The organism is Vibrio sp. V09_P4A23P171 (genome assembly GCF_963875615.1).
GTDB lineage: Bacteria > Pseudomonadota > Gammaproteobacteria > Enterobacterales > Vibrionaceae > Vibrio > Vibrio anguillarum.
Map to the genome: position 1 here is coordinate 22,197 of NZ_CAWNMR010000017.1, position 22,168 is coordinate 44,364.

Consider the following 22,168-nt stretch of genomic DNA (forward strand, 5'->3'; position numbering starts at 1 on the left):
TTTTCTTTGTTTGTGTATTGTAAATGAGTGGAATGTCTCTGGGTGTCATTGTGGTGATTGAAAGTGAGGGTTAGTGAGTAAAGAGTGAGCTTTGATTGTTTTCGCACTCTTTGTTGTTGAATAAAGCCAACGTTCCGATTCGCTAGCAAGATCCAATTTTTGCGTTCATCTGCTGGACTTCAATGATGACATGCCTACACTGACCGCAGATTTTTAAAGGGGAAATGAGATGTGGAGTTGGCTCTCCGTTGCTTTGTCTGGATTCATTAGTATTTCGGCTGTTGAAAGTAACAAAATCAAGCAAGCGGTAATGTTTAAAACACTCAGTATGCTGTTATTGGTGGCGATAGTTCTAAACCATACCACGCAGCTCACTTCTCCTATCTTATGGGTCACGCTCGGTCTACTTATTTCCGCAATCGCGGACACATTGCATCTGTTGCAACGCTACTCAAAACTCTGTTTTGCTAGCTTTCTTGTCGCACAGTTGATGTACAGTAAAGCCTTCTGGGCGCAACTTTCTGACACTATGGTGTGGTGGCTACCTGCCCTTTTGATTGCGACCAGTATTGTGGCTTTTTTCCTATTGCTGCCGCAAATTGACACCTTGATCTTTCCCGTAACCATTATGGGTATGATGTTAGTTCAGTTGGCGTGGGCGGCGGGAGAGTTGTGGCTGCAGACGCAAACAGTGCCTGCCTTTGCCGGGTTTGTTGGCTGTCTGGTGCTGATGCTCTCGGCCAGTTTGTTAGCCATTCACGATTACCGCAGGCCATTGCCTTGTGGGCGCTATCTTATTTCTGGCAGCTATTTATTAGCGCAAGCGTTAATCTCTGCCTCGGTGGCCTTGTAAACATTATCGCGTCATCTATATCGTTACTTTCAGGAGCATCGAAATCTCATGACTGGGCTGATATACTGCTGCCACTTTAAATCGATGTGAGTAGTGAGAGATGGATATTTTATCGGCGGCGACCATGCTTTTTTTGATCATGGACCCGCTTGGCAACCTGCCGGTCATGCTCTCCATCTTAAAACACCTTGAACCCAAACGTCGCCGTGTTGTGCTCGTGCGTGAACTCTGTTTTGCGTTGATCATTTTGATGTTGTTCCTGTTTGCTGGCAAAAACATCATGGGTTTTTTGCACGTGCAACCGGAAACTCTCAGCATTTCTGGCGGTATCATTCTCTTCATCATCTCGATTAAAATGATTTTCCCTAGTGCAGGTAGCATTACTGGATTAGCGGCGGGGGAAGAGCCCTTCATCGTACCGATGGCAATTCCGATGATCGCGGGTCCTTCAGTGATTGCGGCCTTACTGCTTCTTTCGACTCAGCACCCTGACAAACTCCTTGAGCTGTCAGCCTCTGTACTGCTCGCGTGGGGCGCTACTTTCATCATTTTGATGTTCTACGGTTTCTTCCACAAAGTGCTGGGTGAACGTGGTTTAAAAGCGGTCGAGCGTTTGATGGGATTATTGCTAGTTATGATCTCAACGCAAATGTTCTTAAATGGCGTAAAAAGCTATATGGGGCTGTGATTCGGGGATAAAAAAGCCGCCTATCGTGTGAACTTGAAGCGGCTTTTCCTATGTTGCTTTCTTTATGCCGTTAACTTACGTCATGTGTTTGCGGCGGATATCGAGCAGCGCGAAGACTCCAAATACCAGAATCGACCATTTTTCCCAACGGCTCATGCTGATCTTGTCACCAAACGCACCGATAAAAATCAGCATTTGTAGTCCGTGCATAATGAACAAAAATGCCGTCATAATATAAAGTGCAATCGCCGCTTTACCGGGGAACGGCATGAAGATATTCAGTAATAGAATCAACCAAACAAAAGCAATCGCCGCTTTTGCAAGTACCAGTAACACTCTCATTCCGAGCTCCTCTCAAATAGTCGATAACTGACTTGGCCTGCGTTTTTCTCACGGTGTAGATGCCAATTAGCAGGGATGCCTTCTAGCGCCAATTCTTTTTCCGTCTCAATATAAATTAGCGCTTCATCGGCAAGCCAGCCATTTTGTTCTAAAAGCGAGACGGCTTCGCTTAATAAGCCTTGGCGAAACGGCGGATCGATGAACACCACGTGGTGAGGCGTCCCTTGCTGCTTGAGAAAGGCCAGCGCATCACTATTTATCGCTCGTAAGTTGGTCGCGTTGAGCGCACCAATATTATGTTCAAGCTGTTTGAATGCCGTCGGGTTGAGTTCAATCAGCGTCACGGATTCTGCTTGCCTTGAGGCGGCTTCAAACCCAAGGCTGCCAGAGCCTGCAAATAAATCTAAGCAGTGTGCACCAGGGATCTCCTGTGCTAACCAGTTAAAAAGAGTTTCTTTGACGCGATCCGTCGTGGGACGCAGACCTTGGGCATCATGAACAGGCAGTTTACGACCTCTCCATAAGCCACTAATAATGCGAACAAAGCCCGTTGAAGGCTTATTTTGTGATGAGTTTTGTTGGCGACGTCTTACCATAGATTTTTTGACCGCTAATAAAGTGATACTATACCCAATCTGCCAACCCGAAACGGGTTTGGTATAGCCATTGAATTTCAATAATGACAAAGTTTACCAATCTAATTGGAAAGTTTTCACTGCTTTGTCATTTTTCTTTTTCTTACGAGGGATAATCCTTCAAGAAAAGGGTCGTAGTTAGTTAGTTAGGTAGATCTAGGATATCCCCAGATGACGGAAAAAAAGAAACGTGGATTACTCTCTTGGCTCGGTTTTGGTGACGAAGAATCAAGTAAATCAACCAGCGAAACAGAACAAGTGCTTGAGCCATCTACGCTTGTAGAACCAGTTGATTCTGAGCAAGAACAAGAAACGACGGCAGTTGCTCAACCCATCGAAGAGCCACACACTGCGCTAGCAGAAGCAGAAGCAGAAGCAGAAGCAGAAGCAGAAGCAGAAGCAGAAGCAGAAGCAGAAGCAGAAGCAGAAGCAGAAGCAGAAGCACGAATCCAAGAGCAAGAAAAACCCAGCGAGAGTTTTTTCGCACGCTTAAAACGCAGCCTTAGCCGAACCAAAGCCAATATTGGTGCGGGTTTCTTTGGTCTGTTTAAAGGCAAGAAAATTGATGATGAGCTGTTTGAAGAGCTGGAAGAGCAACTGCTTATTGCCGATGTTGGGATGGAGACCACACTCAAAATCATCAGCAATCTGACAGAAAAAGCCTCTCGCCACGCGTTGAAAGATGGAGAGGCACTCTACGGTTTACTGAAAGATGAAATGGCCGACATTTTGGCCAAAGTAGAGCAACCGTTAGTGATTGATAGCCAAAAAACGCCCTACGTTATTTTAATGGTCGGCGTCAACGGTGTAGGCAAAACGACCACGATAGGTAAGTTGGCCAAACAGTTTCAAGCTCAAGGTAAAAAAGTGATCTTAGCGGCGGGCGATACTTTTCGTGCGGCGGCTGTTGAGCAGTTGCAGGTGTGGGGCGAGCGTAACAACGTACCAGTAATTGCGCAGCACACTGGCGCAGACAGCGCATCAGTGATTTATGATGCGATTGAGGCCGCCAAAGCACGTGGCGTGGATGTGGTGATCGCCGATACCGCTGGTCGCTTGCAAAACAAGAGCAACCTCATGGAAGAGTTGCGTAAAATTGTGCGCGTCATGAAAAAAATTGATCAATCAGCGCCGCATGAAGTGATGCTGACGTTAGATGCCGCTACTGGGCAAAACGCCATCAGCCAAGCCAAACTCTTTAGTGAAGTGGCCCCGGTGACTGGGATCACCTTAACCAAGCTGGATGGCACGGCGAAAGGCGGCGTTATTTTTGCGCTGGCCGATCAGTTTGAAATTCCGATCCGCTTTATTGGGGTTGGTGAAGGGATTGACGATTTACGTCCGTTTGAAACGCAGCAATTTATTGAAGCTCTGTTTAGCCGCGAAGAGTAAGTGTGCGTGGGTGCTCAATGAGCACCTCATCATCCAATGGAGACTGGTGAGAGGAATAGCGAGTGATTAAGTTTCAACAAGTCAGCAAAGCGTATCGCGGAGGCCGTCAGGCGCTGCAAAAGGTCGACTTTCACCTACGCCGAGGAGAAATGGCGTTTTTGGGTGGGCACTCCGGAGCCGGTAAAAGTACCTTGTTGAAGTTAATCTGTGCGATTGAGCGTCCAACCGATGGGCGCATCAGCTTTAACGGTCACGATATTACGCGTATTCCCAATCAAGATATTCCCTTTTTACGCCGCAACATCGGCATTGTGTTTCAAGATCATCGCTTGCTGATGGACAGAACGGTTTACGACAATGTGGCATTGCCAATGCGCATTGAATCGATTTCAGAAAATGAAATTAAGCGTCGCGTCTCAGCCGCGCTGGATAAAACTGATCTATTAGACAAAGCACGCTGTTTACCGAGCCAACTTTCTGGGGGTGAGCAGCAACGAGTGGGTATCGCAAGAGCGGTCGTGAACCGACCTACCTTACTGCTGGCCGATGAGCCTACGGGTAACTTAGACCCAGAGCTTTCTAACCGTGTGCTTAAACTGTTTGAAGAGTTTAACCGTGCCGGAGTCTCTATTTTGCTTGCGACGCACGACATCAGCTTAGTCAACACGCGTCCTCAATATCGTCATTTAGAACTTAACCAAGGTTTTTTAAGCGAGGTAGAAGACTATGGCCGTTAAGTCGTCGAATAAAAGGAACGCGAAAGCACGTGAACCGAAACGGGCCAAAACCGATAGTTTCTTAGCCATCCACTTTAAGCAGGCCAAGGCCTCATTTTCAAGTTTATGGTCACGCCCACTCGGCAATATTTTAACGCTCGCCGTTATTTCGATGGCGCTTGCGATGCCAGCCTGTATGTACCTGCTGAGCAAAAATATCGCGTCTGTAGCCAATAATGTCACCAGCCCTGCTCAGATCAGTGTCTATCTACATGAGCGCACACCTGAAGCACGAATTATGGTGTTGAAAGATGAGCTAGAAAGTTTGGCCGATGTCGCCAGCGTGGAGTACATCTCACCGCAGCAAGGATTGGATGACCTGAGTCAATACGCCGGGTTTGAACAAGCCATTAGTTTATTGGATGATTACGCTTTACCTGGCGTGCTTATTGTTACCCCGCAGGTTGAGCAGCAAGAGCAAATCAAAGCGCTGGCGAAAAAAATACAAGCAGAACAAGACGTCACGGATGTTCGCTTGGATGAAGATTGGCTTGCTAGGTTAAACGCCATTCGAACTTTAGCGGCGATCATTGTCGCGAGTTTATCGGTATTGATGTTGGGCGCTGTATTTCTGATTGTGGGCAACACCTTGCGCTTTAACGTACAAGCCAATAAAGAAGAGATCCAAACCATGAAATTGATCGGTGCCACCGATCGCTACATTTTGCGCCCTTATCTCTATGCTGGCATGTGGTTTGGCTTGTTGGGCGCATTCGCCGCTTGGCTGTTAACCGCTTTTGTGACTATTTTATTGAACGGTGCCGTTGAAGATCTTGCCCTACTGTATGACAGCCGTTTTCGTCTTATTGGCCTAAGTTGGGATGAATCCTTACTGCTGTTGATGCTCGGTACTTTCTTAGGATGCGTAGCGGCAAAAGTATCTGCGCAGCGTCATTTAAAAGAAATTGAACCAGTTTAGTTGAATATTGTCATATGTAGGCAATAACTGTTGGCTAGCTTTAGCCACAGCACTTGTATAGGCGACTTGTTTATGCATAATAGTTTCCCCTTGCTTGAATCTTGTTCATTTTAGGTTCAAGATTGTCGGGTTAAAAACATCCATTACTCCAGATCAGAAATTGATGAGGAATTGAATGACAAACCAAACGTATCAAATGGCTCTCGTTTCACAAGACAGCTTAGACAGCTACATTCGTTCAGTGAACAGCTACCCAATGCTGAGCGCGGAAGAAGAGCGGTCACTCGCAGAGCGATTACATTACAAAGGTGAAATTGAAGCGGCGAAAGGGTTGATCTTATCGCACCTTCGATTCGTTGTTCACGTTGCTCGTGGCTATTCTGGTTATGGCCTGCCCATGGCGGATTTAGTTCAGGAAGGCAATATTGGCTTAATGAAAGCGGTGAAGCGTTTCAACCCAGAAGTTGGGGTGAGACTGGTTTCCTTTGCTGTGCACTGGATCAAAGCTGAAATTCACGAATACGTGTTACGCAACTGGCGCATTGTAAAAATAGCGACCACGAAAGCGCAACGTAAGCTATTCTTCAACCTACGCAAATCGAAAAAGCGTTTAGGCTGGTTTAATAGCGGTGAAGTGGAAGCGGTTGCCCGTGAGTTGGGCGTTGACCCGGCTGAAGTGCGAGAAATGGAATCACGCTTAGCCGCGCAAGATGCCACCTTTGAAATGTCGGCGGAAGACGATGATTCGAGCTCTTCTTACACGGCACCTGTGCTTTATCTCGAAGATAAGCATTCGGATCTTGCGGATAACATTGAAGCGGCGAATTGGGAGCATCACACCAACAATCGTTTAAGCTTGGCGTTGGCTAGCTTAGATGAACGCAGTAAACATATTGTGCGCTCTCGTTGGTTGGATGATCAAAAAGCTACGCTACAAGAGTTAGCGGAAGAGTATGGTGTCTCAGCTGAGCGTATTCGTCAGCTAGAAAAAAATGCAATGAAGAAGCTAAAGGATGCTGTCGGCGAGTTCTAATCACTGACTCATTGTGAAGCGCATTAAAAACCGAGATTTTACGATCTCGGTTTTTTATTTTTGATCACTTTAAGTGATCAAATTTTCAGCGCGCTGATTGTGGATAACTCTGTGACAAAATTATTCGTGAGCTGTCATCAAGTCGGTTAAATCAAGGCTTGAACACCGTTTTATATTTGGGGATATGTATTGTGTTACACACAGAAAAGTAAGGATCATCACTACATGTTGTGGATCTATTTCTCATTTACTACTTTATCAACGCAATCCACAAGATTATCCACAAACGGCGAAAAAGTGATCAGTGGTGGATAACCTTATAAAGGCCGTGTACTTGATTGCCTTGGGATAGGTTACAATCAAACGCTAAAAATAAAACCAATCAGAGGAAGCGATGGATCAGTTTCAACATATCAATGCTCAAGCAGCACAAGCTTTAATGGAACAACATGATGCGCAATTAGTGGATATTCGTGATGCGCAATCTTTTGCGGTTGCACATGCAAATGGCGCATTCCACTTAACCAACGACAGTATGGTTTCATTTATGGAAAAAAGCGAATTTGACCAACCCATTTTAGTGATGTGTTATCACGGTATTAGCAGCCAAGGTGCTGCACAGTATCTGATTAACCAAGGTTTTGAACAGGTGTATAGTGTGGATGGTGGATTCGAAGCTTGGCATCGTGCAGGCTTGCCCGTAACCAGCAATTAGGATGACTTATGTTAAGACTGATCACGCTCAATAACCCAAGAATGGCGCAAGCCTTTATTGATTACATGGCCTCTCGTGAAATTGAGATTCAAATGATGCCGGAAGGGAGTGGTCAATTTGCGTTATGGTTACTTGATGAGCAACATCAGATTGAAGCCGAAGCGGAACTCAACCATTTTCTGCACAATCCAAATGACAGAAAGTATCAAGCCGCTTCATGGGATGTGGCTGAAAGCCGCAAAAGTCACTTTCAATATCGTTCACCGAGCATGTTGGCGATGCTCAAAGCCAAAGCTGGGCCTTTAACTCTGGGCGTGATGATGGCATGCGCCATTATCTTTGCATTGCAGCAGTTTGGGCTAGCCAATCAAGTATTTTCTGCATTACATTTTCCTGCTTTGGCTGGGCAGCAATGGCAGATTTGGCGCTGGTTTAGTCATGCTTTACTTCATTTCTCTGTGCTACACATCGTCTTTAACTTGTTATGGTGGTGGCAGTTGGGGGGCGATGTTGAAAAACGGCTTGGCTCATTCAAACTTGGACAGCTATTTTTAGTGTCAGCATTGTTGTCCGGTGCGGCTCAGTACTGGGTTGAAGGAGCCAATTTTGGTGGTTTATCGGGTGTGGTCTATGCGTTGGTCGGTTATCTATGGATGCTCGGTTGGAAAGCCCCTAATCTTGGCTTGCAAATGCCCAAACCCGTGATCGGTTTCATGCTGGTGTGGTTGGTGCTCGGGTTTGTACAACCCTTTATGGCGATTGCCAACAGCGCGCATTTAGCGGGTCTATTTGCAGGAATCGCCTTTGGATTAAATGACGCCAGCCGTCATCGAACTCGTTAAGCAAAACATCAATAGAGCGGCAATCGCTGCTCTATTGATAGATGTATTTAGTAAACAGTAGGTCAGCAATAATGGTTCGGCCTATTTCAGGCAGTAACACCGCGTTGAGCTCTGTTACCAACGTTTTTCTTAAATCTTCCCGACCTGCGAGTGATTTTATCGTCTCTTCGGTCTGTTTACCGAGTAGCTCGACGATGGCATCACGAATCAGTGGTTGGTGCCGTTCAACGGCGGGTAAATCGGCGTCGCTGGATACCATCACGTCGATACGAACTTGGATGTAACCTAACTTATTTCCTTTGGTGAAAAAGTTGGTGGTGAGATCCGGCTCTAAGGTAAAGTACGCCAGCCTAGGCGCTTTTTCATCTTGTGCATAACTTGGTAACGCACAAAACAAGCTTAGGGCGATAATTATTTGGGCTACATAACGTTTAAGCATATTTCTATCTTTTCTTTAGTTGGTTCACGATACTCGAATCGCTTGAGTCTTGTTACAATAGAGCATCGGATTGTAATCAAAATGCTTATCTCGTTGTTTGGAATATACCGCAGTTGTCGCTTCCCGTTTTTACAAGCGGGTTTTTAACCTCCAACCGAGGGATTCTGTGAGTGAGCGCTTTTTATGGTTGTGTTAACCAAAAATGGACCTTTATTGTATGTTGATAAAGCCACTAATTGAATACTAGTATGAATCAATCAATTTCGCTCTATCTGTCTGCTTTGCGAGAAGTAATTTGGCAACAACCTGACGTTTTTTCTTTTCCTGATCAGGTTTCTCAGTCTTGGCTTTTAGAGCAAGGATCATTATCTCGCGTCTTAGAGGCGCAGTGTCAGCAACTGAGCGTTGAACTACTGCACAATAAGCTCGTTGAGGCAGAAAAATTACAGGGCGATGAGATGGCTCTGTTATCTGATGAAGCCTGTTTGTTACGTCAGGTTGTGCTGCGTGGTGATCAACTGCCATGGGTTTTAGGCCGTACTTTAATTCCTCAATCTTCGATGCTGGGTCAGCAATATGACTTAGCGCGCCAAGGTGATATTCCGCTTGGGTTAACGGTTTTTCGTGCTGAGCACGTTAAGCGTGACGCACTACAAGTGGGCTGGGCAATGATGGAAGAGGGGCCGTTGCTTGCACGCCGTTCACGATTATGGATGAATAATAAACCGATGTTAGTTGCGGAGCTGTTTTTACCCTTTTCACCGATTTACTCTAAGGAGAGAGTGTCATGACTTTGGTTAAGGCGCGTGCTTATTGGCAACTGATGCGCATGGACCGGCCAATTGGTTCTTTGCTATTGTTGTGGCCAACCTTATGGGCATTGATTTTAGCCGCGCAAGGTTTCCCCGATCCTAAAGTATTATTGGTATTCGTGTTGGGGGTGTTGTTGATGCGCTCAGCGGGTTGCGTGATCAACGATTTTGCCGATCGCAGAGTCGATGGACATGTTAAACGAACCAAACAGCGGCCTTTGCCTGCCGGGCGTGTGACAACCAAAGAGGCGATTGCACTGTTTTTAACGCTAGGTATCACTTCTTTCCTGCTGGTTTTGACCATGAATCCACTCACGGTTCAGCTCTCCTTTGTTGGTATCGCATTAGCGTTTGTTTATCCGTTCATGAAACGTTATACACACCTTCCGCAGTTGGTATTAGGGCTGGCCTTTAGTTGGTCTATTCCGATGGCATGGGCGGCGCAAGCCAACGAATTGCCAGCGGTGATGTGGGGGCTATTTTTGATCAATGCGTTGTGGACTGTGGCGTATGATACGCAGTATGCGATGGTTGATCGTGATGACGATATCAATATCGGAGTCAAATCGACCGCTATTTTATTTGGTCGTTTTGATAAAATCATCATCGGCATTTTACAGTTATTGGTACTGGCGTTGATGATCGCACTTGGTGGTTATTATCAGTTAGGGGCGAGTTTTTATTGGTCAGTATTGGCTGCAGCGGCTCTGTTTGTCTATCAGCAGCGTTTAATTCGTCATCGTGATCGTGATTTATGCTTCCACGCTTTTCTCAATAACAATCACGTTGGCATGGTGTTAACGTTGGGCCTGCTTTTTGCGTTTTGGTAAGTAGTTCACTAGTTTTTGTAAGTACTTCACGAATAAAGTAAAGGCATCCATTGGGATGCCTTTACTGTTTCTTACGCCTGATTAGTTCGCTTGGCAGAGACTTTCTTGAATGGTTAAGCGAATTTCAGGATAGAGCATCGAGTAAAGTAGGCGTGCTAGCTGAACGGTTGGTTCTAAATGGCAATTGCCATCAACATCCAAATAGCCCTGCTCTTTGAGCGTGACAAACATGGCGGAGAATACCCCTTTATCAAAAAACTCAGGGGCATTGATGCCATGCAAACGGCCAAGACGTTGTGCAATTTCTTGGCTTTTTTGCTCTAAATCTGATTTGCCCACTTCAGGGTTGGCAACCAGTAGATTGAGAGCAATCGCGTAGCGTTGTAGGGTTTCTGAAATGGTACGACCGAGCAGCATCAACACTTGTGTTTTGGCTTGATTAATAGCCACGACACCCTCTTCTAGCGTCACTAATTGTTGACGTTGCAGTTCGTTAACGTAAGCGTTGACTACATCTGCGAGTTCATCTTGCGCAAAGCTTAAAAACAGCTCCTGCTTTAAGAAGGGATAAATCAGTGCCACATTGGCGGTTATCTGCTCTAGTGATAGCGTTTGCTGGCGGATCAACATCTGCGCAATCAGTGAGGGAATGGCAAACAGATGAATGATGTTATTGCGATAGTAGGTCATCAAAATCGACTGATTGCGGTCAAGAGAAATAATCTCACCCATGGTATCGGATTCAATTACAAACTTGTCGAGCGACTGTGCATGGTTAACCAGTTCTTCCGCACTGGCTTTAGGCACAGTGCAGGTTGCTGAGTAGCGCACGTTATTTAGTAGCGATAAATAGCAGTCGATTTGCTTAACCAAATTGTCACGAGCCAGTGCGCTTTGGCGTGAAGCAAGTAACGCGGTGGCACACAAAGTTAAGGCATTGGCCGCCGCCGCATCGTTAATGTGCGTCATCATCTTGGTGGCCAGTTGGTTAACAATAGGGTTGATCCACTGCGGCTTGGTGCTGCCCATAGGGTCAATATCTTGCGTCCATTCTGGCACTTGCTCGTTAAGGTATTGGTTCAGCGGGATCGGTTCGCCGAAATTGACATAGCCTTGGCCAAAATTACGCAGCTTGCGAATCGTGCGCAGCACTAAACCCGCATTTTCTTTCTCTTTACTTTTGCCGCGTAGCTCTTTGGCGTAAGTGCTCACTTCCATCACGTGTTCATAACCGATATAAACCGGCACGAGGGTCACCGGGCGGTTAAGGCCGCGCAACATGGCTTGGATGGTCATCGCCAGCATGCCTGTTTTCGCTGGCAGTAAACGGCCAGTGCGTGAACGGCCACCTTCGCTGAAATATTCAACTGAATAGCCTTTGGCAAATAGCTCGGCCAGATATTCGCGGAAAATGGTCGAATAGAGCTTATTGCCTTTAAAGCTGCGACGAATGAAGAATGCGCCGCCACGGCGGAAAATCGGACCTGCTGGGAAAAAGTTCAAGTTGATTCCGGCAGCAATATGCGGTGGCACCATACCTTCGCGATACAGCACATAAGAAAGTAAGAGATAATCCATATGGCTGCGGTGGCAAGGGACATAGACAATCTCGTGTCCATCTTGCGCAAGGCGACGCACGGTGGCGGCATTATTTATATTAAGCCCTTGGTAAATGCGGTTCCATAACCAGCCCAGTATGCGCTCTCCTTTCTTGATTAAGGAGTAAGAGAAATCAGCGGCAATCTCATCCATGATGTCATGCGCTTCTTTGCGCGCTTTTTCGAGGGAGATATTGTTGGCTTTCGCTTGATCTTCAATCGCTTTTTCAATCGCTTGTGATTTAATTAGGCGGTTAAACAGCGCTTGGCGATTGGGCAAATTTGGCCCAGAAGCTGCCAGCTTTTGGCGAGAGAAATGAATACGAGCCACTCGTGCCAATTTATGCGCAATAGATTCGTCGGTGCCGTGTGAATCAGCCATATAGCGCAGTGAAACGACGGGGCTAAAGCGCACCATGCAATCGCGTCCAGCAAAAATTACCGCGAGTGCTTTTTGTGGGCCATTTAAGGCTTGGAGATAGGGTTTCTCTTGCCCCTCTTTACCTGGTTTACGTCCCCAAAGCACCGTTGCTGGGATCATTTGAACGTCCAATTCCGTATCAAACTTATGTAGCTCAAGCAGTTCAGAAAAAAGAGCGATAGAGTCACTAGGAACGTGCTGATCATTGCGCATCAAGGTTGGGCGCGCCGAGATGAAAACATAACGGGCAAAACTTTTGCCGTTTAGCTCAAGTGGTTGCAGCGGGTCAGGTAAACCCAGTTCTTTGGCGTGCGTTTGCAAGGTGAGCAAATCAACACTTGAGCGAAAAGGTAAGGCGTAAACAATCGGCTTGTGAATATCAATGCCGTGGTCTTCTATTGGATTAGAAGGGATCGCCGTGCCTTTGACCAACGCAGACAAAGGTAATTTTAGTAGTGAACGAGATAATGAGTGTCCAGAAGACATAAAGGTCGTCGCCTCAAGAATATTTCAATATGCTTAAGCGCATGTCCATTTCCCTGTGAGTTGATACTCAGAGAAATCGATATGCGCCGAAGCGGCTAGCTATTTTTGAGCCGCAAGGATACCAGAAACTGGTCAAACCTTTTAATCATTATTGTTTAGTAAAACAGCATCACTTGCGAGCGCAGTGAGTGAATCGGTAAGGTATTTATCGGTCGATTGCGGCATTTTTTGTAAATAGCCAAAAAATAAGCGTCCGCTCTTCCATTTATTCGATTACTGGATATACTCACAGTTAACTGTATAAACAGACAGGTGAGATATGAAGCCGTTAACGCCCCGCCAGCAACAAGTATTTGATCTTATCCGCAGTAAGATCGACGAAACCGGAATGCCACCGACTCGCGCTGAAATCGCACGCGAGCTGGGTTTTCGTTCCGCCAATGCCGCAGAAGAGCATTTAAAAGCACTGGCTCGTAAACAAGCGATTGAAATTATTCCGGGTGCCTCTCGTGGGTTGCGTATCTTACTTGAAGCTGCCAATGAGCCAGAAGATCTTGGCCTGCCTTTAATTGGTCGAGTCGCGGCGGGAGAGCCTATTTTGGCGCAAGAGCATGTCGAAGCGCATTACCAAGTGGATCCCAATATGTTTCGCCCTCAAGCGGATTTCTTACTGCGTGTGCAAGGCGAAAGTATGAAAGATATTGGCATTATGGACGGTGACTTACTCGCAGTGCACAAAACACAAGATGTGCGTAATGGGCAAGTGGTGGTGGCGCGTGTTGAAGATGATGTGACGGTAAAACGTCTAGAACGCAAAGGCTCTACCGTGTTATTGCACGCAGAGAATGAAGCGTTCTCACCAATTGAAGTGGATCTTAAATCTCAGCAGCTCACCATTGAAGGTGTGGCCGTCGGCATTATTCGCAATACCGATTGGATGTAATTTATTATTGAGATCTATTCTCAATAACTTGTTATTCTAACTGATATTCATTATCATCTTCTTTGTTGTTACATCGAGTTGCGACATAAGGAAGATGGTAATGCCTACCGATAAACATTCACTAACCCCACGTCATCATATTCCAACCAATTTAGTTCAACCGTTGTGGTTTCGTAGCCGCGAAAGTTTGGTTGATAACGGGTTAGTGTATGATCCGATCGCTGCAAAGGCCTGCCAGAGCTGTCACTTAGCCCCCGAATGTTTAAGCGGTGATATTGATCAAAAACAATTGCTGCATGCCACCTTAACGCAATTGTGCGATCAACAAGTGCGCGCGTTTATTGAGCGTAACCCTGATGGATGGATCATTAATGTCGGTGCTGGGTTAGATACCCGTTTTTATCGGGTAGACAACGGGCGCTGCCATTGGATAGAACTCGATATCACCGAAAACCTGCTGTGGCGGCAGAAATTGTTTCATCGCAGTGAGCGTTATCAACATGTGTGTGGCAGTGTCGATGATCTTCAGTGGTTGGATGCATTGCCTATTGCGGAGTCCTCCGCCGTTTTAATCGTTTGTGAGCATGCGTTATTAGATTGTACGGCGCAGCAACTCACCTATTTTATCCGCGCATTGGGTTTGCATTTTTCTAATGCGGCGGCTTGTTTAATGCTGGCTGGAGACAAAACTGCTTCCACTTTAGGTCAGAAAATGGGCTCAGGCCATTACGGACATGGTTTTGCTAATCCAACCGAAGCGGTACTCAATGTCTTGCCTTGGGCTTCGTCGGCAAAAACGTTTTCACCGCTCGATCAACATTGTGGCCGCTGGAAATTATGGCAACGTTGGTTAAGTAAGGTGATGGTTTACAAGCTGCGCTTAACACCCGTTTTAGTTTATGTCCGTTGGTGAGTAACCGCTAGCCGTCCTCCTATCACTCCGCTACACTTTGCTCTCACCCATGAGAGGTCAACGTGTTGCAATCTATTTTACAAACGTTATCGAATCGTTCCGTACATCGGCAAGTGTTGCTACTGGCGATACCTATGGTGCTGTCCAATATTACTGTACCGCTGTTAGGTTTAGTTGATGCGGCGGTGATCGGTCATCTGGAACACGCTTGGTATTTAGGTGGAGTGGCGCTTGGCGGTACGGTAGTCAGTGTCACTTTCTGGTTACTCGGCTTTTTAAGAATGTCGACCACAGGCCTTGCGGCGCAAGCATACGGTGAACAGTCGCCACAAAAACTGGCGTTAGTCTTGTTGCAAGGGCTCTTGATGGCACTGGCATTTGCGTTGTTGTTTTTGATTCTGCATCGATGGATTGGCGATGCGATTTTTTCAGCCAGCAGTGCCAGTGAGCAAGTAAAGCAATATGGGTTGCAGTATTTTGTGATTCGAGCGTGGAGTGCGCCCGCCGCATTGGCCAACTTTGTACTGCTCGGCTGGCTGTTAGCCACGCAAAATGCTAAAGCGCCGATGTGGATGGTGATCATCACTAACTTAACCAACATCGCGTTGGATATTCTGTTTGTGTTGGGTTTCGGCTGGAAAGTGGAAGGTGCTGCGCTGGCATCGGTTATCGCCGATTATGCGGGCATGAGCTTTGGCTTATTGTGTGTTTGGCGCTATTGGTTGTGGCATCAACTCCCTTCGCCACTGCAGCTAGGTGTTTTAGTGACACAAGGTCTTAGCCGCTTTGTGAAATTGAATCGCGATATTTTCCTGCGTTCACTCTGTTTGCAGGCGGCGTTTAGCTTTATGACCTTTCAAGGGGCGGCCTTTGGTGATCAAACCGTGGCGGCTAACGCTGTCTTAATGAGTTTTTTGATGATGATCTCCTATGGCATGGATGGTTTTGCTTATGCGATGGAGGCCATGGTTGGCAAAGCGATTGGTGCAAAAAGTGAGACGCAGCTCAAAAGTGCTCTGATCGGCAGTTTTTTCTGGAGTGCGCTAATCTGTTTAGCGTTAACGGTGATGTTTGCGGTGTGGGGATCGGCGTTGATCACGCTGATCACTGACATTAACGCAGTTCAGCAAGCGGCTAACCGTTATCTACCGTGGCTGGTGGCGATGCCGTTAACCGCGATGTGGTGTTTTTTATTGGATGGTATTTTTATCGGCGCGACCAAAGGTAAAGAGATGCGCAACAGCATGTTTGTCGCGATGTGCAGTTTTTTCAGCGTTTTCTATCTGGCTCAGTCTTTGGGTAATCACGCCCTGTGGATGGCGATGATCAGCTTTATGGCGATGCGCGGCATCAGTTTAGGTGTGGTCTTTATCTCACAATGGCGACGCGGTGTTTTTCTCACTTGATCACCGAATCTATCCCTAAGCACTTCACTCACTAGGTTACCAAAAAGAAAGCCGCACTCGTTAGCGGCTTTCATTCCATTAGCAGGCAGAATTAGGTCGATGATTAGAACAATCGATTCAGGCCATTTAACGCCGCCACGCGGTAGGCTTCGGCCATGGTTGGATAATTGAAGGTGGTATTGACGAAATATTCGAGGGTATTGGCTTCGCCTTTTTGCTCCATAATTGCCTGTCCGATATGGATTATTTCAGCCGCGCGTTCTCCAAACACATGAATACCTAAAATTTCTTTTGTCTCTCGGTGAAACAAAATTTTCAAGCTGCCGATATCTTTGCCAGAAATTTGTGCTCGTGCGAGGTGTTTAAACGAAGAGCGGCCAACCTCATACGGAATTTTGGCCGCGGTGAGTTCTTGCTCTGTTTTGCCCACTGAACTGATTTCAGGAATGGTGTAAATCCCAGTTGGAATGTCATCAATTAAGTGCCCTTGCGCTTGACCATGAGCAATCGCTTGAGCGACAAATCGACCTTGATCATAGGCTGCGCTCGCAAGGCTTGGGTAGCCAATTACATCACCGACTGCGTAGATGTGCTCCACCGAGGTTTGATAGTTACGATTGACGGCCAGTTGGCCACGTGAGTCGGCATTCAGGCCCACCGCTTTGAGGTTCAATTTGTCAGTGTTGCCCGTGCGTCCATTGGCGTACAAGATACAGTCGGCTTTCATTTTTTTGCCCGATTGCAAGTGAACGATCACACCATCGTCAGTGCCTTCAATCTTTTCATGGGTTTCATCATTACGAATCACAATGCCGCTGTTCCAAAAATGGTACGAGAGTGCATCAGACGTTTCGTTATCCAGAAACGAAAGTAAGCGGTCACGGGTATTGATGAGGTCAGTTTTGACCCCTAAGCCTCGGAAAATCGAAGCGTATTCGCAACCAATGACGCCTGCACCATAAATAATGATGTGGCGAGGATCGTGTTTAAGCGAGAGAATCGAATCGCTGTCATAAACTCGTTCATGAGTAAAATCAACATCATCAGGTTGATAAGGGCGTGAGCCAGTCGCAATCACAAATTTGTCGGCGCTGTATTTTTCGATGCTGCCGTCAGCGTGCGTAACCGCCACGGTATTTTTGTGGGTAAACTTAGCGTTACCAAAAATCAGCGTACACTGATTGCGATCGTAAAAGCCTTGGCGCAAGCGCGTCTGTTTATCAATCACAGATTTAGCATGGCCTAAAATATCAGAGAAAGTGAGATGAATACTGGTGTTGTTTTTACAAAATAGAGGGTTACTGTTGAATTCGATGATGCGGCTGACCGCATGGCGTAACGCCTTGGAGGGAATGGTGCCCCAATGGGTACAACCTCCGCCAACACTACTCTCTTTTTCGATAATGGCGACATTAAACCCCGCTTTAGTCAAACCCATTGCGGCGCCTTCTCCGCCCGGGCCGCTACCAATTACGATGACATCGAAGTGGTTTTGGTTCGCCATACTCTATTCCTTGTTGTATTTGTTTAACATTGCTGTAGCGAGATTTTAACTGATCCATCAGTGCGGTAAACGATGTTGCCATCAGAGAGTGGAGAGGATCACGCTCGAGAGGTGAAAATGCCACTTTATGCTATTGCTTTGCCCATCTTACTGTGGCGAGTGATTGAAATTAGGTTAGGTGACTGTTTAATTGGTCACTTTGTCCAAAGAGGCGATGTTGTGGCTTAGACAACGTGCTCAATCACGTTATAGTATGGCTCAGATAGTAAAAGAGAAGCGACTTAATATGAAATCGATGGGAATTCGCGCATTACAAAAAGAAAAAACACGTCGTTCATTGATTGATGCAGCATTTAGCCAATTAAGTGCCGATCGGAGTTTTTCTAACTTAAGTTTACGAGAAGTGGCCCGCGAGGCGGGGATTGCGCCCACCTCATTCTATCGACATTTTAAAGATATGGATGAGTTGGGTTTAACCATGGTTGATGAAGGCGGTTTACTGCTGCGCCAATTGATGCGCCAAGCACGGCAGCGCATTGTCAAAGAGGGCAGTGTGATTCGCACGTCGGTTGAAACCTTCATGGAATTTATTGAAAGTAGTCCCAATGTGTTTCGCTTATTACTGCGAGAACGCTCAGGTACTTCTTGCGAGTTTCGTGCCGCGGTAGTGCGAGAAATACAGCACTTTTCCGCAGAGCTCACCGAGTATTTGATGACGATAGGCATGGGTCGTGACGAGGCATTAACTCAGGCCGAAGCTTCCGTTATTTTGGTGTTCAGCTCCGGCGCTGAAGCTTTAGATTTAGATCGACGTGAGCGAGATGAGCTTGCTGAACGTTTGATCATGCAGTTGCGAATGCTAGCCAAAGGGGCATTTTGGTATCGCAAAGAACGTGAACGTAATCGGCTCAAAGGGGGGATAGAGTAATGTCGAATGAAAACAACACAACCCATCGTGGTTCGGAAAGAAAAACACTTGTGCTAGCGCTCATCGCAGGTATGTGCGGCGATGCCTTGTTGTCTTGGGTAACCATTAGCCAAGTTCCGTTCTCCATTTTCCCATTGATTGCATTAGTGCTTTCTGTGCAGGCGTTGTATCAAGAATATTTGCGCCATCCGGTGGCGGAAGATCTTCCATTGGTAGCGCTTGCCTGTTTCTTTGTCGGTGCTTTTGGTCATTCGGCATTTATCAAAGCACAATATCCAGATTCTGGTTCTAACTTTTTCGCCATTCTCGTACTGCTGTTGTTGCTACTCTGGGTTGGAAGAAAATTGGGTTTTCTTGGTCGCCATCGCACCGACTAAGTCATCAATGACTAGGTAGATATAGCGTGCGATGTGACCGTCATCCAAGCCTATCAAAGACATATCACAGGGATGTGGACGCCGTTTTCTTGTCGTAGCGTCATGCATCCCGCTGCCACGTAATCGTTGTAAGTATCGATAGCCGTTATCGGTGCGTTTTTAAATACGATGCAAAATTGGTTTGAACGATATTCGGTAAACGTAATTATTGCCAGTTAGCTGGAATTCTTTGTGCACACTAGGGCTCCAAGAATCATCACCACCCACGCCCATGTGCTGATGGTCTAGGCGCACATAAATGGTTTTTTCTGCCATTAAATCACAGGTGTGTTTTGCTTTTGCCAGCGTCTGTTGAGCATATTGACTGACACTAAATTGGAAATCGCCAGATATCACCAGTTCGTTCACTTGCAGCCATTGAGTTCCACAACGTAAGCCACTGTCGGTTGGGAAAATATACGGAGTGTGCATCTCTTCTAGCGTTTGCGTGTGCAAGCCAAAACGTGCTGCAGATAGGCGGTCTGGGTAGTTCTCAAACGGACCTAAACCTTGCCAAGTGATTGGTGTACTCTGCTCATGCAATGGCAATTGCAACTCCAAGCCGATACGTGGCATGGGTGGTAGATCATCGGCAAGTGTCACATCAACGGTCAGCTGCATTTCGCCACTGTTTTTCAGCGTATGCGTCCAAGTGGTGATGGCTTGCACGGCACCGTTGAATTGGTAAGCGAAAGTGGATGTTACTTGCACGGCATGCGCCAACATGTCGCTATGGCAATTGACACATTCGCGTTTCCATTGGCCAATACCAGCCATATCCCAACGGCATACCCAAGCGTTTGGATCTACGTTATCCACTTCACTCACACCAATATCGTTATCCAGTGGCGCACGGAAGAAGTTATCTTGCGGTGCCGCCAGCATTTGCGCTTTGCCATCGACTTGCCAATCAATCATCAAGCCTGTTTGACTATCCCAGCACCATTGATGCTTCTCATCTAGGCTGGTGACTACGATCATGCCTTTTTGCTGGCTTATCGCTGGGGCTGGTTGTGTTTCCAATTTAGGCATGGCGAGACCTGCGGTATTGCGTAGCGCAAATTGCTCAGAAGCGCTCACATGTCCCGCGGGTGCCCAAAGTGTTTCAGCCACTAAGGTGATGTCAGTATTCAAGTGGTATCGCGCTTCTGCTTTAGGTGTAAATTCAAAAGCAATCTCTACGGTTGCTTGGCTATCGGCTTTGATGTTCAGCACCACTGAGCCAGATTGAATCAATTTGCCATCTTCCAAAAGTGACCAGTTCAATTGCTCGTTGTCCGTTGCACGAAATAGGTTTTCGTTAGTTACTAATAGATGACAGAATCCTTTCACTTGTTCTTGCAGCGACACGCGAATCATACGCTGGCAGTATTTGGCTTCTTCCAATGTTGGATGCACAGTGCGATCTGGGAAGATCAACCCGTTGATGCAGAACTGGCGGTCATTGATTTTATCGCCAAAATCGCCACCGTAAGCCCAGAAGTGTTGGCCGTTCTCGTCCCATTGGCTCAAGCCTTGGTCTACCCAATCCCAGATAAAGCCGCCTTGAAGGCGAGGAAACTCGCGGAATGCATCCCAATATTCATTAAAACTCCCCAAACTGTTACCCATTGCGTGGGCGTATTCACATAAGATCAGTGGGCGAGTTTCGTTGGGTAGAGAAATCCATTTTTTGATTGGCCATTTTGGTACTGCTTCATCTGCAATCGTTGTATTCACACGGGCGTACATAGGCGCAATGATGTCAGTTGCAGCGGTATTGGCACCGCCACCTTCATATTGAACAGGACGCGACGGATCGTAGTTTTTCGACCAAGCGTACATTGCATTGTGGTTGCTGCCGTGGCCAGACTCGTTACCCAAAGACCAGATGATGATAGAAGGATGGTTTTTATCGCGCATCACCATTTGGGTGTAGCGGCTCATGTATGCGTGCGCCCATTGTGGATTGCTCGAAAGGCGATTCATCGGCTGCATGCCATGGGTTTCGATGTTCGCTTCATCGCACACGTACAAGCCGTATTGGTCACACAGTTCGTACCAACGAGGGTGATTTGGGTAGTGCGCTGTACGTACCGCGTTGAAATTGTATTGCTTCATCAAACAGATGTCGCGGATCATGTCTTCTTCTGTCATCACATGCCCAAGCTCTGGATGATGCTCATGACGGTTAACGCCACGGATCAGCAAAGGCCTGCCGTTGAGTTTCAACTGACCATCAGTGATTTCCACTTTGCGAAAGCCCACATGATAGGCTTCACTCTCTAGATGTATGCCGTTTTCATCTAATAGTGAAACGACTAGGCGGTATAGATTGGGGGTTTCTGCGCTCCATTTGTTTGGCTCACGCACATGCAATGTTTGAAATACCACGTCATCGTATGTGCCTCGCTCGTCAATACGGCGGTTGTGCGGGCGATCAATTCGCGGCTCAGTCACCGCGCATTCACCATCAAAGAGCTGCACTTGCACTTGGTAACAATCTGGCGCTGAAATGTGCGTCACGATTGATAGTGAACCATCGCGATAACACGCATCCAAATCTGGCGTGACGAATACATCTTCAATGCAGTATTGCGGTTTAGAAAGCAAAGTTACGTCGCGGAAAATACCACTTAGCCACCACATGTCTTGGTCTTCTAGGTAGCTGCCATCACACCAACGCATCACCATCACGGCAAGTGTATTCTCGCCAGCCACTAGGTAGGGCGATAAGTCGAATTCGGAAGGCAAGCGGCTATCTTGGCTGTATCCCACCCAAGTGCCGTTGCACCATAGGTGGAATGCTGAGTTCACACCATCGAAGATGATGCGCTGGGTATTGGCAAGATCGGCTTCTGAGCGGGAAATCGTAGTGCGGTAACAACCTGTCGGGTTTTCAGCGGGTACGAATGGAGGGTTTACTTCAAACGGGTATTTTACGTTGGTGTAAATTGGTTTGTCGTAGCCTTGTAGCTGCCAGTTGGAAGGAACCGTTATTTCATCCCAGTTCGTGTCATTGAATTTGGTTTGAATAAACTCGCCTTCGACTTGTTCTGGCGAGTCGAACACTTTGAATTTCCATTGGCCATTCAGCGATTGACGTTGGGCGTAAACGCCGTCACGGGCATGGTCAATATCTCGGTAACTGGAAAGTGGGCTGTGTGCTTTTAAGCAGTGAATATTCACTGATTGCGGGGTTTCCCAGTCACGTCGTTGGAGAATATCTGAAAATGCCTTCATGGTTTTCCTACTTTATTTTTTGTTTCTAACCGTGTTGAGCTACGGTAGTGAATAC

21 protein-coding genes and 1 pseudogene are annotated in these 22,168 nt (G+C 46.8%); 15 read left to right on the forward strand and 7 right to left on the reverse strand.

Annotated features, from left to right (window positions below):
* The first annotated feature begins 229 nt into the window (after positions 1-229).
* Both AACT23_RS06985 and AACT23_RS06990 read left to right on the forward strand, forming a co-directional pair.
* Positions 230-853 carry a lysoplasmalogenase gene (locus tag AACT23_RS06985; protein WP_013855503.1) on the forward strand — a complete coding sequence of 208 codons (624 nt, stop codon included), beginning with the start codon at positions 230-232 and terminating at the stop codon, positions 851-853.
* A 100-nt stretch (positions 854-953) separates the two neighbouring features.
* Positions 954-1,541: a YhgN family NAAT transporter gene (locus AACT23_RS06990; protein WP_094126872.1), complete on the forward strand. Its 588-nt coding sequence runs from the start codon at positions 954-956 to the stop codon at positions 1,539-1,541.
* Positions 1,542-1,616: 75 nt separating this feature from the next.
* On the opposite strand, the gene AACT23_RS06995 is transcribed toward AACT23_RS06990, so the two are convergent.
* Both AACT23_RS06995 and rsmD read right to left on the reverse strand, forming a co-directional pair.
* Positions 1,617-1,883 (reverse strand): DUF1145 domain-containing protein, encoded by a 267-nt coding sequence (locus AACT23_RS06995; RefSeq protein WP_013855495.1) that lies wholly within the window; start codon positions 1,881-1,883, stop codon positions 1,617-1,619.
* Positions 1,880-2,479 (reverse strand): 16S rRNA (guanine(966)-N(2))-methyltransferase RsmD, encoded by a 600-nt coding sequence (gene rsmD / locus AACT23_RS07000; protein WP_026028287.1) that lies wholly within the window; start codon positions 2,477-2,479, stop codon positions 1,880-1,882. The genes AACT23_RS06995 and rsmD overlap by 4 nt, the downstream gene beginning before the upstream one ends.
* A gap of 210 nt (positions 2,480-2,689) precedes the next feature.
* Between rsmD and ftsY the strand changes: the two genes are divergently transcribed.
* The 6 genes from ftsY (at position 2,690) to glpG (ending at position 8,195) form a co-directional block, all read left to right on the forward strand.
* Entirely contained in the window at positions 2,690-3,910 is a 1,221-nt protein-coding gene (gene ftsY / locus AACT23_RS07005; RefSeq protein ID WP_094126874.1) for a signal recognition particle-docking protein FtsY, read from the forward strand.
* 62 nt (positions 3,911-3,972) lie between these two features.
* Entirely contained in the window at positions 3,973-4,647 is a 675-nt protein-coding gene (ftsE, locus tag AACT23_RS07010) for a cell division ATP-binding protein FtsE (protein ID WP_010316903.1), read from the forward strand.
* On the forward strand, positions 4,637-5,605 hold the full coding sequence (gene ftsX / locus AACT23_RS07015; RefSeq protein WP_013855492.1) for a permease-like cell division protein FtsX: 969 nt from the start codon (positions 4,637-4,639) through the stop codon (positions 5,603-5,605). Before ftsE ends, ftsX begins: the two co-directional genes overlap by 11 nt.
* Positions 5,606-5,780: 175 nt before the next feature.
* Positions 5,781-6,638 carry an RNA polymerase sigma factor RpoH gene (rpoH, locus tag AACT23_RS07020; RefSeq protein ID WP_013855491.1) on the forward strand — a complete coding sequence of 286 codons (858 nt, stop codon included), beginning with the start codon at positions 5,781-5,783 and terminating at the stop codon, positions 6,636-6,638.
* A gap of 394 nt (positions 6,639-7,032) precedes the next feature.
* Entirely contained in the window at positions 7,033-7,353 is a 321-nt protein-coding gene (glpE, locus tag AACT23_RS07025; protein WP_010316900.1) for a thiosulfate sulfurtransferase GlpE, read from the forward strand.
* 8 nt (positions 7,354-7,361) lie between these two features.
* A complete protein-coding gene (glpG, locus tag AACT23_RS07030; RefSeq protein WP_017044871.1) occupies positions 7,362-8,195 on the forward strand; it encodes a rhomboid family intramembrane serine protease GlpG in 834 nt (277 codons plus the stop codon).
* Between the two features lie 31 nt (positions 8,196-8,226).
* Here glpG and AACT23_RS07035 read toward each other — a convergent pair whose 3' ends face one another.
* A complete protein-coding gene (locus AACT23_RS07035) occupies positions 8,227-8,634 on the reverse strand; it encodes a flagellar basal body-associated protein FliL (RefSeq protein ID WP_013855488.1) in 408 nt (135 codons plus the stop codon).
* A gap of 236 nt (positions 8,635-8,870) precedes the next feature.
* Here AACT23_RS07035 and AACT23_RS07040 point away from each other — a divergent pair, with 236 nt between their 5' ends.
* Together AACT23_RS07040 and ubiA are read left to right on the forward strand one after the other, a co-directional pair.
* The gene (locus AACT23_RS07040; RefSeq protein ID WP_094126876.1) at positions 8,871-9,425 is read left to right on the forward strand and encodes a chorismate lyase; all 555 of its coding nucleotides are present in this window, start codon (positions 8,871-8,873) and stop codon (positions 9,423-9,425) included.
* Positions 9,422-10,276 carry a 4-hydroxybenzoate octaprenyltransferase gene (gene ubiA / locus AACT23_RS07045; RefSeq protein WP_017042069.1) on the forward strand — a complete coding sequence of 285 codons (855 nt, stop codon included), beginning with the start codon at positions 9,422-9,424 and terminating at the stop codon, positions 10,274-10,276. The genes AACT23_RS07040 and ubiA overlap by 4 nt, the downstream gene beginning before the upstream one ends.
* 81 nt (positions 10,277-10,357) lie before the next feature.
* Here the strand turns inward: ubiA and plsB are convergent, their stop codons facing one another.
* Positions 10,358-12,781 (reverse strand): glycerol-3-phosphate 1-O-acyltransferase PlsB, encoded by a 2,424-nt coding sequence (gene plsB, locus AACT23_RS07050; protein WP_013855485.1) that lies wholly within the window; start codon positions 12,779-12,781, stop codon positions 10,358-10,360.
* A 319-nt stretch (positions 12,782-13,100) separates the two neighbouring features.
* On the opposite strand from plsB, the gene lexA reads away from it, so the two are divergent.
* The 3 genes from lexA to dinF all read left to right on the forward strand — a co-directional run bounded on the left by lexA (position 13,101) and on the right by dinF (position 16,043).
* On the forward strand, positions 13,101-13,724 hold the full coding sequence (lexA, locus tag AACT23_RS07055) for a transcriptional repressor LexA (protein WP_026028591.1): 624 nt from the start codon (positions 13,101-13,103) through the stop codon (positions 13,722-13,724).
* A 94-nt stretch (positions 13,725-13,818) separates the two neighbouring features.
* Positions 13,819-14,637, forward strand: a complete 819-nt coding sequence (locus tag AACT23_RS07060; protein WP_088728537.1) for a class I SAM-dependent methyltransferase — start codon at positions 13,819-13,821, stop codon at positions 14,635-14,637.
* A 62-nt stretch (positions 14,638-14,699) separates the two neighbouring features.
* Complete coding sequence (gene dinF, locus AACT23_RS07065) at positions 14,700-16,043, forward strand: MATE family efflux transporter DinF (RefSeq protein ID WP_094126879.1); 1,344 nt, start codon at positions 14,700-14,702, stop codon at positions 16,041-16,043.
* 103 nt (positions 16,044-16,146) lie between these two features.
* Here dinF and sthA read toward each other — a convergent pair whose 3' ends face one another.
* On the reverse strand, positions 16,147-17,547 hold the full coding sequence (gene sthA / locus AACT23_RS07070) for a Si-specific NAD(P)(+) transhydrogenase (RefSeq protein WP_017048582.1): 1,401 nt from the start codon (positions 17,545-17,547) through the stop codon (positions 16,147-16,149).
* A 286-nt stretch (positions 17,548-17,833) separates the two neighbouring features.
* Here sthA and fabR point away from each other — a divergent pair, with 286 nt between their 5' ends.
* Positions 17,834-18,475 carry an HTH-type transcriptional repressor FabR gene (gene fabR, locus AACT23_RS07075; RefSeq protein WP_094126881.1) on the forward strand — a complete coding sequence of 214 codons (642 nt, stop codon included), beginning with the start codon at positions 17,834-17,836 and terminating at the stop codon, positions 18,473-18,475.
* Positions 18,475-18,852 carry a YijD family membrane protein gene (locus tag AACT23_RS07080; RefSeq protein WP_013855478.1) on the forward strand — a complete coding sequence of 126 codons (378 nt, stop codon included), beginning with the start codon at positions 18,475-18,477 and terminating at the stop codon, positions 18,850-18,852. The genes fabR and AACT23_RS07080 overlap by 1 nt, the downstream gene beginning before the upstream one ends.
* Positions 18,853-18,867: 15 nt before the next feature.
* On the opposite strand, the pseudogene AACT23_RS07085 reads toward AACT23_RS07080, so the two are convergent.
* Together AACT23_RS07085 and AACT23_RS07090 are read right to left on the reverse strand one after the other, a co-directional pair.
* Positions 18,868-19,022: pseudogene (locus tag AACT23_RS07085) on the reverse strand (substrate-binding domain-containing protein); the annotation flags it as partial.
* Positions 19,012-22,113 carry a beta-galactosidase gene (locus AACT23_RS07090; RefSeq protein ID WP_094126883.1) on the reverse strand — a complete coding sequence of 1,034 codons (3,102 nt, stop codon included), beginning with the start codon at positions 22,111-22,113 and terminating at the stop codon, positions 19,012-19,014. The gene AACT23_RS07090 and the pseudogene AACT23_RS07085, both read right to left, overlap by 11 nt.
* Between the last annotated feature and the right edge of the window lie 55 nt (positions 22,114-22,168).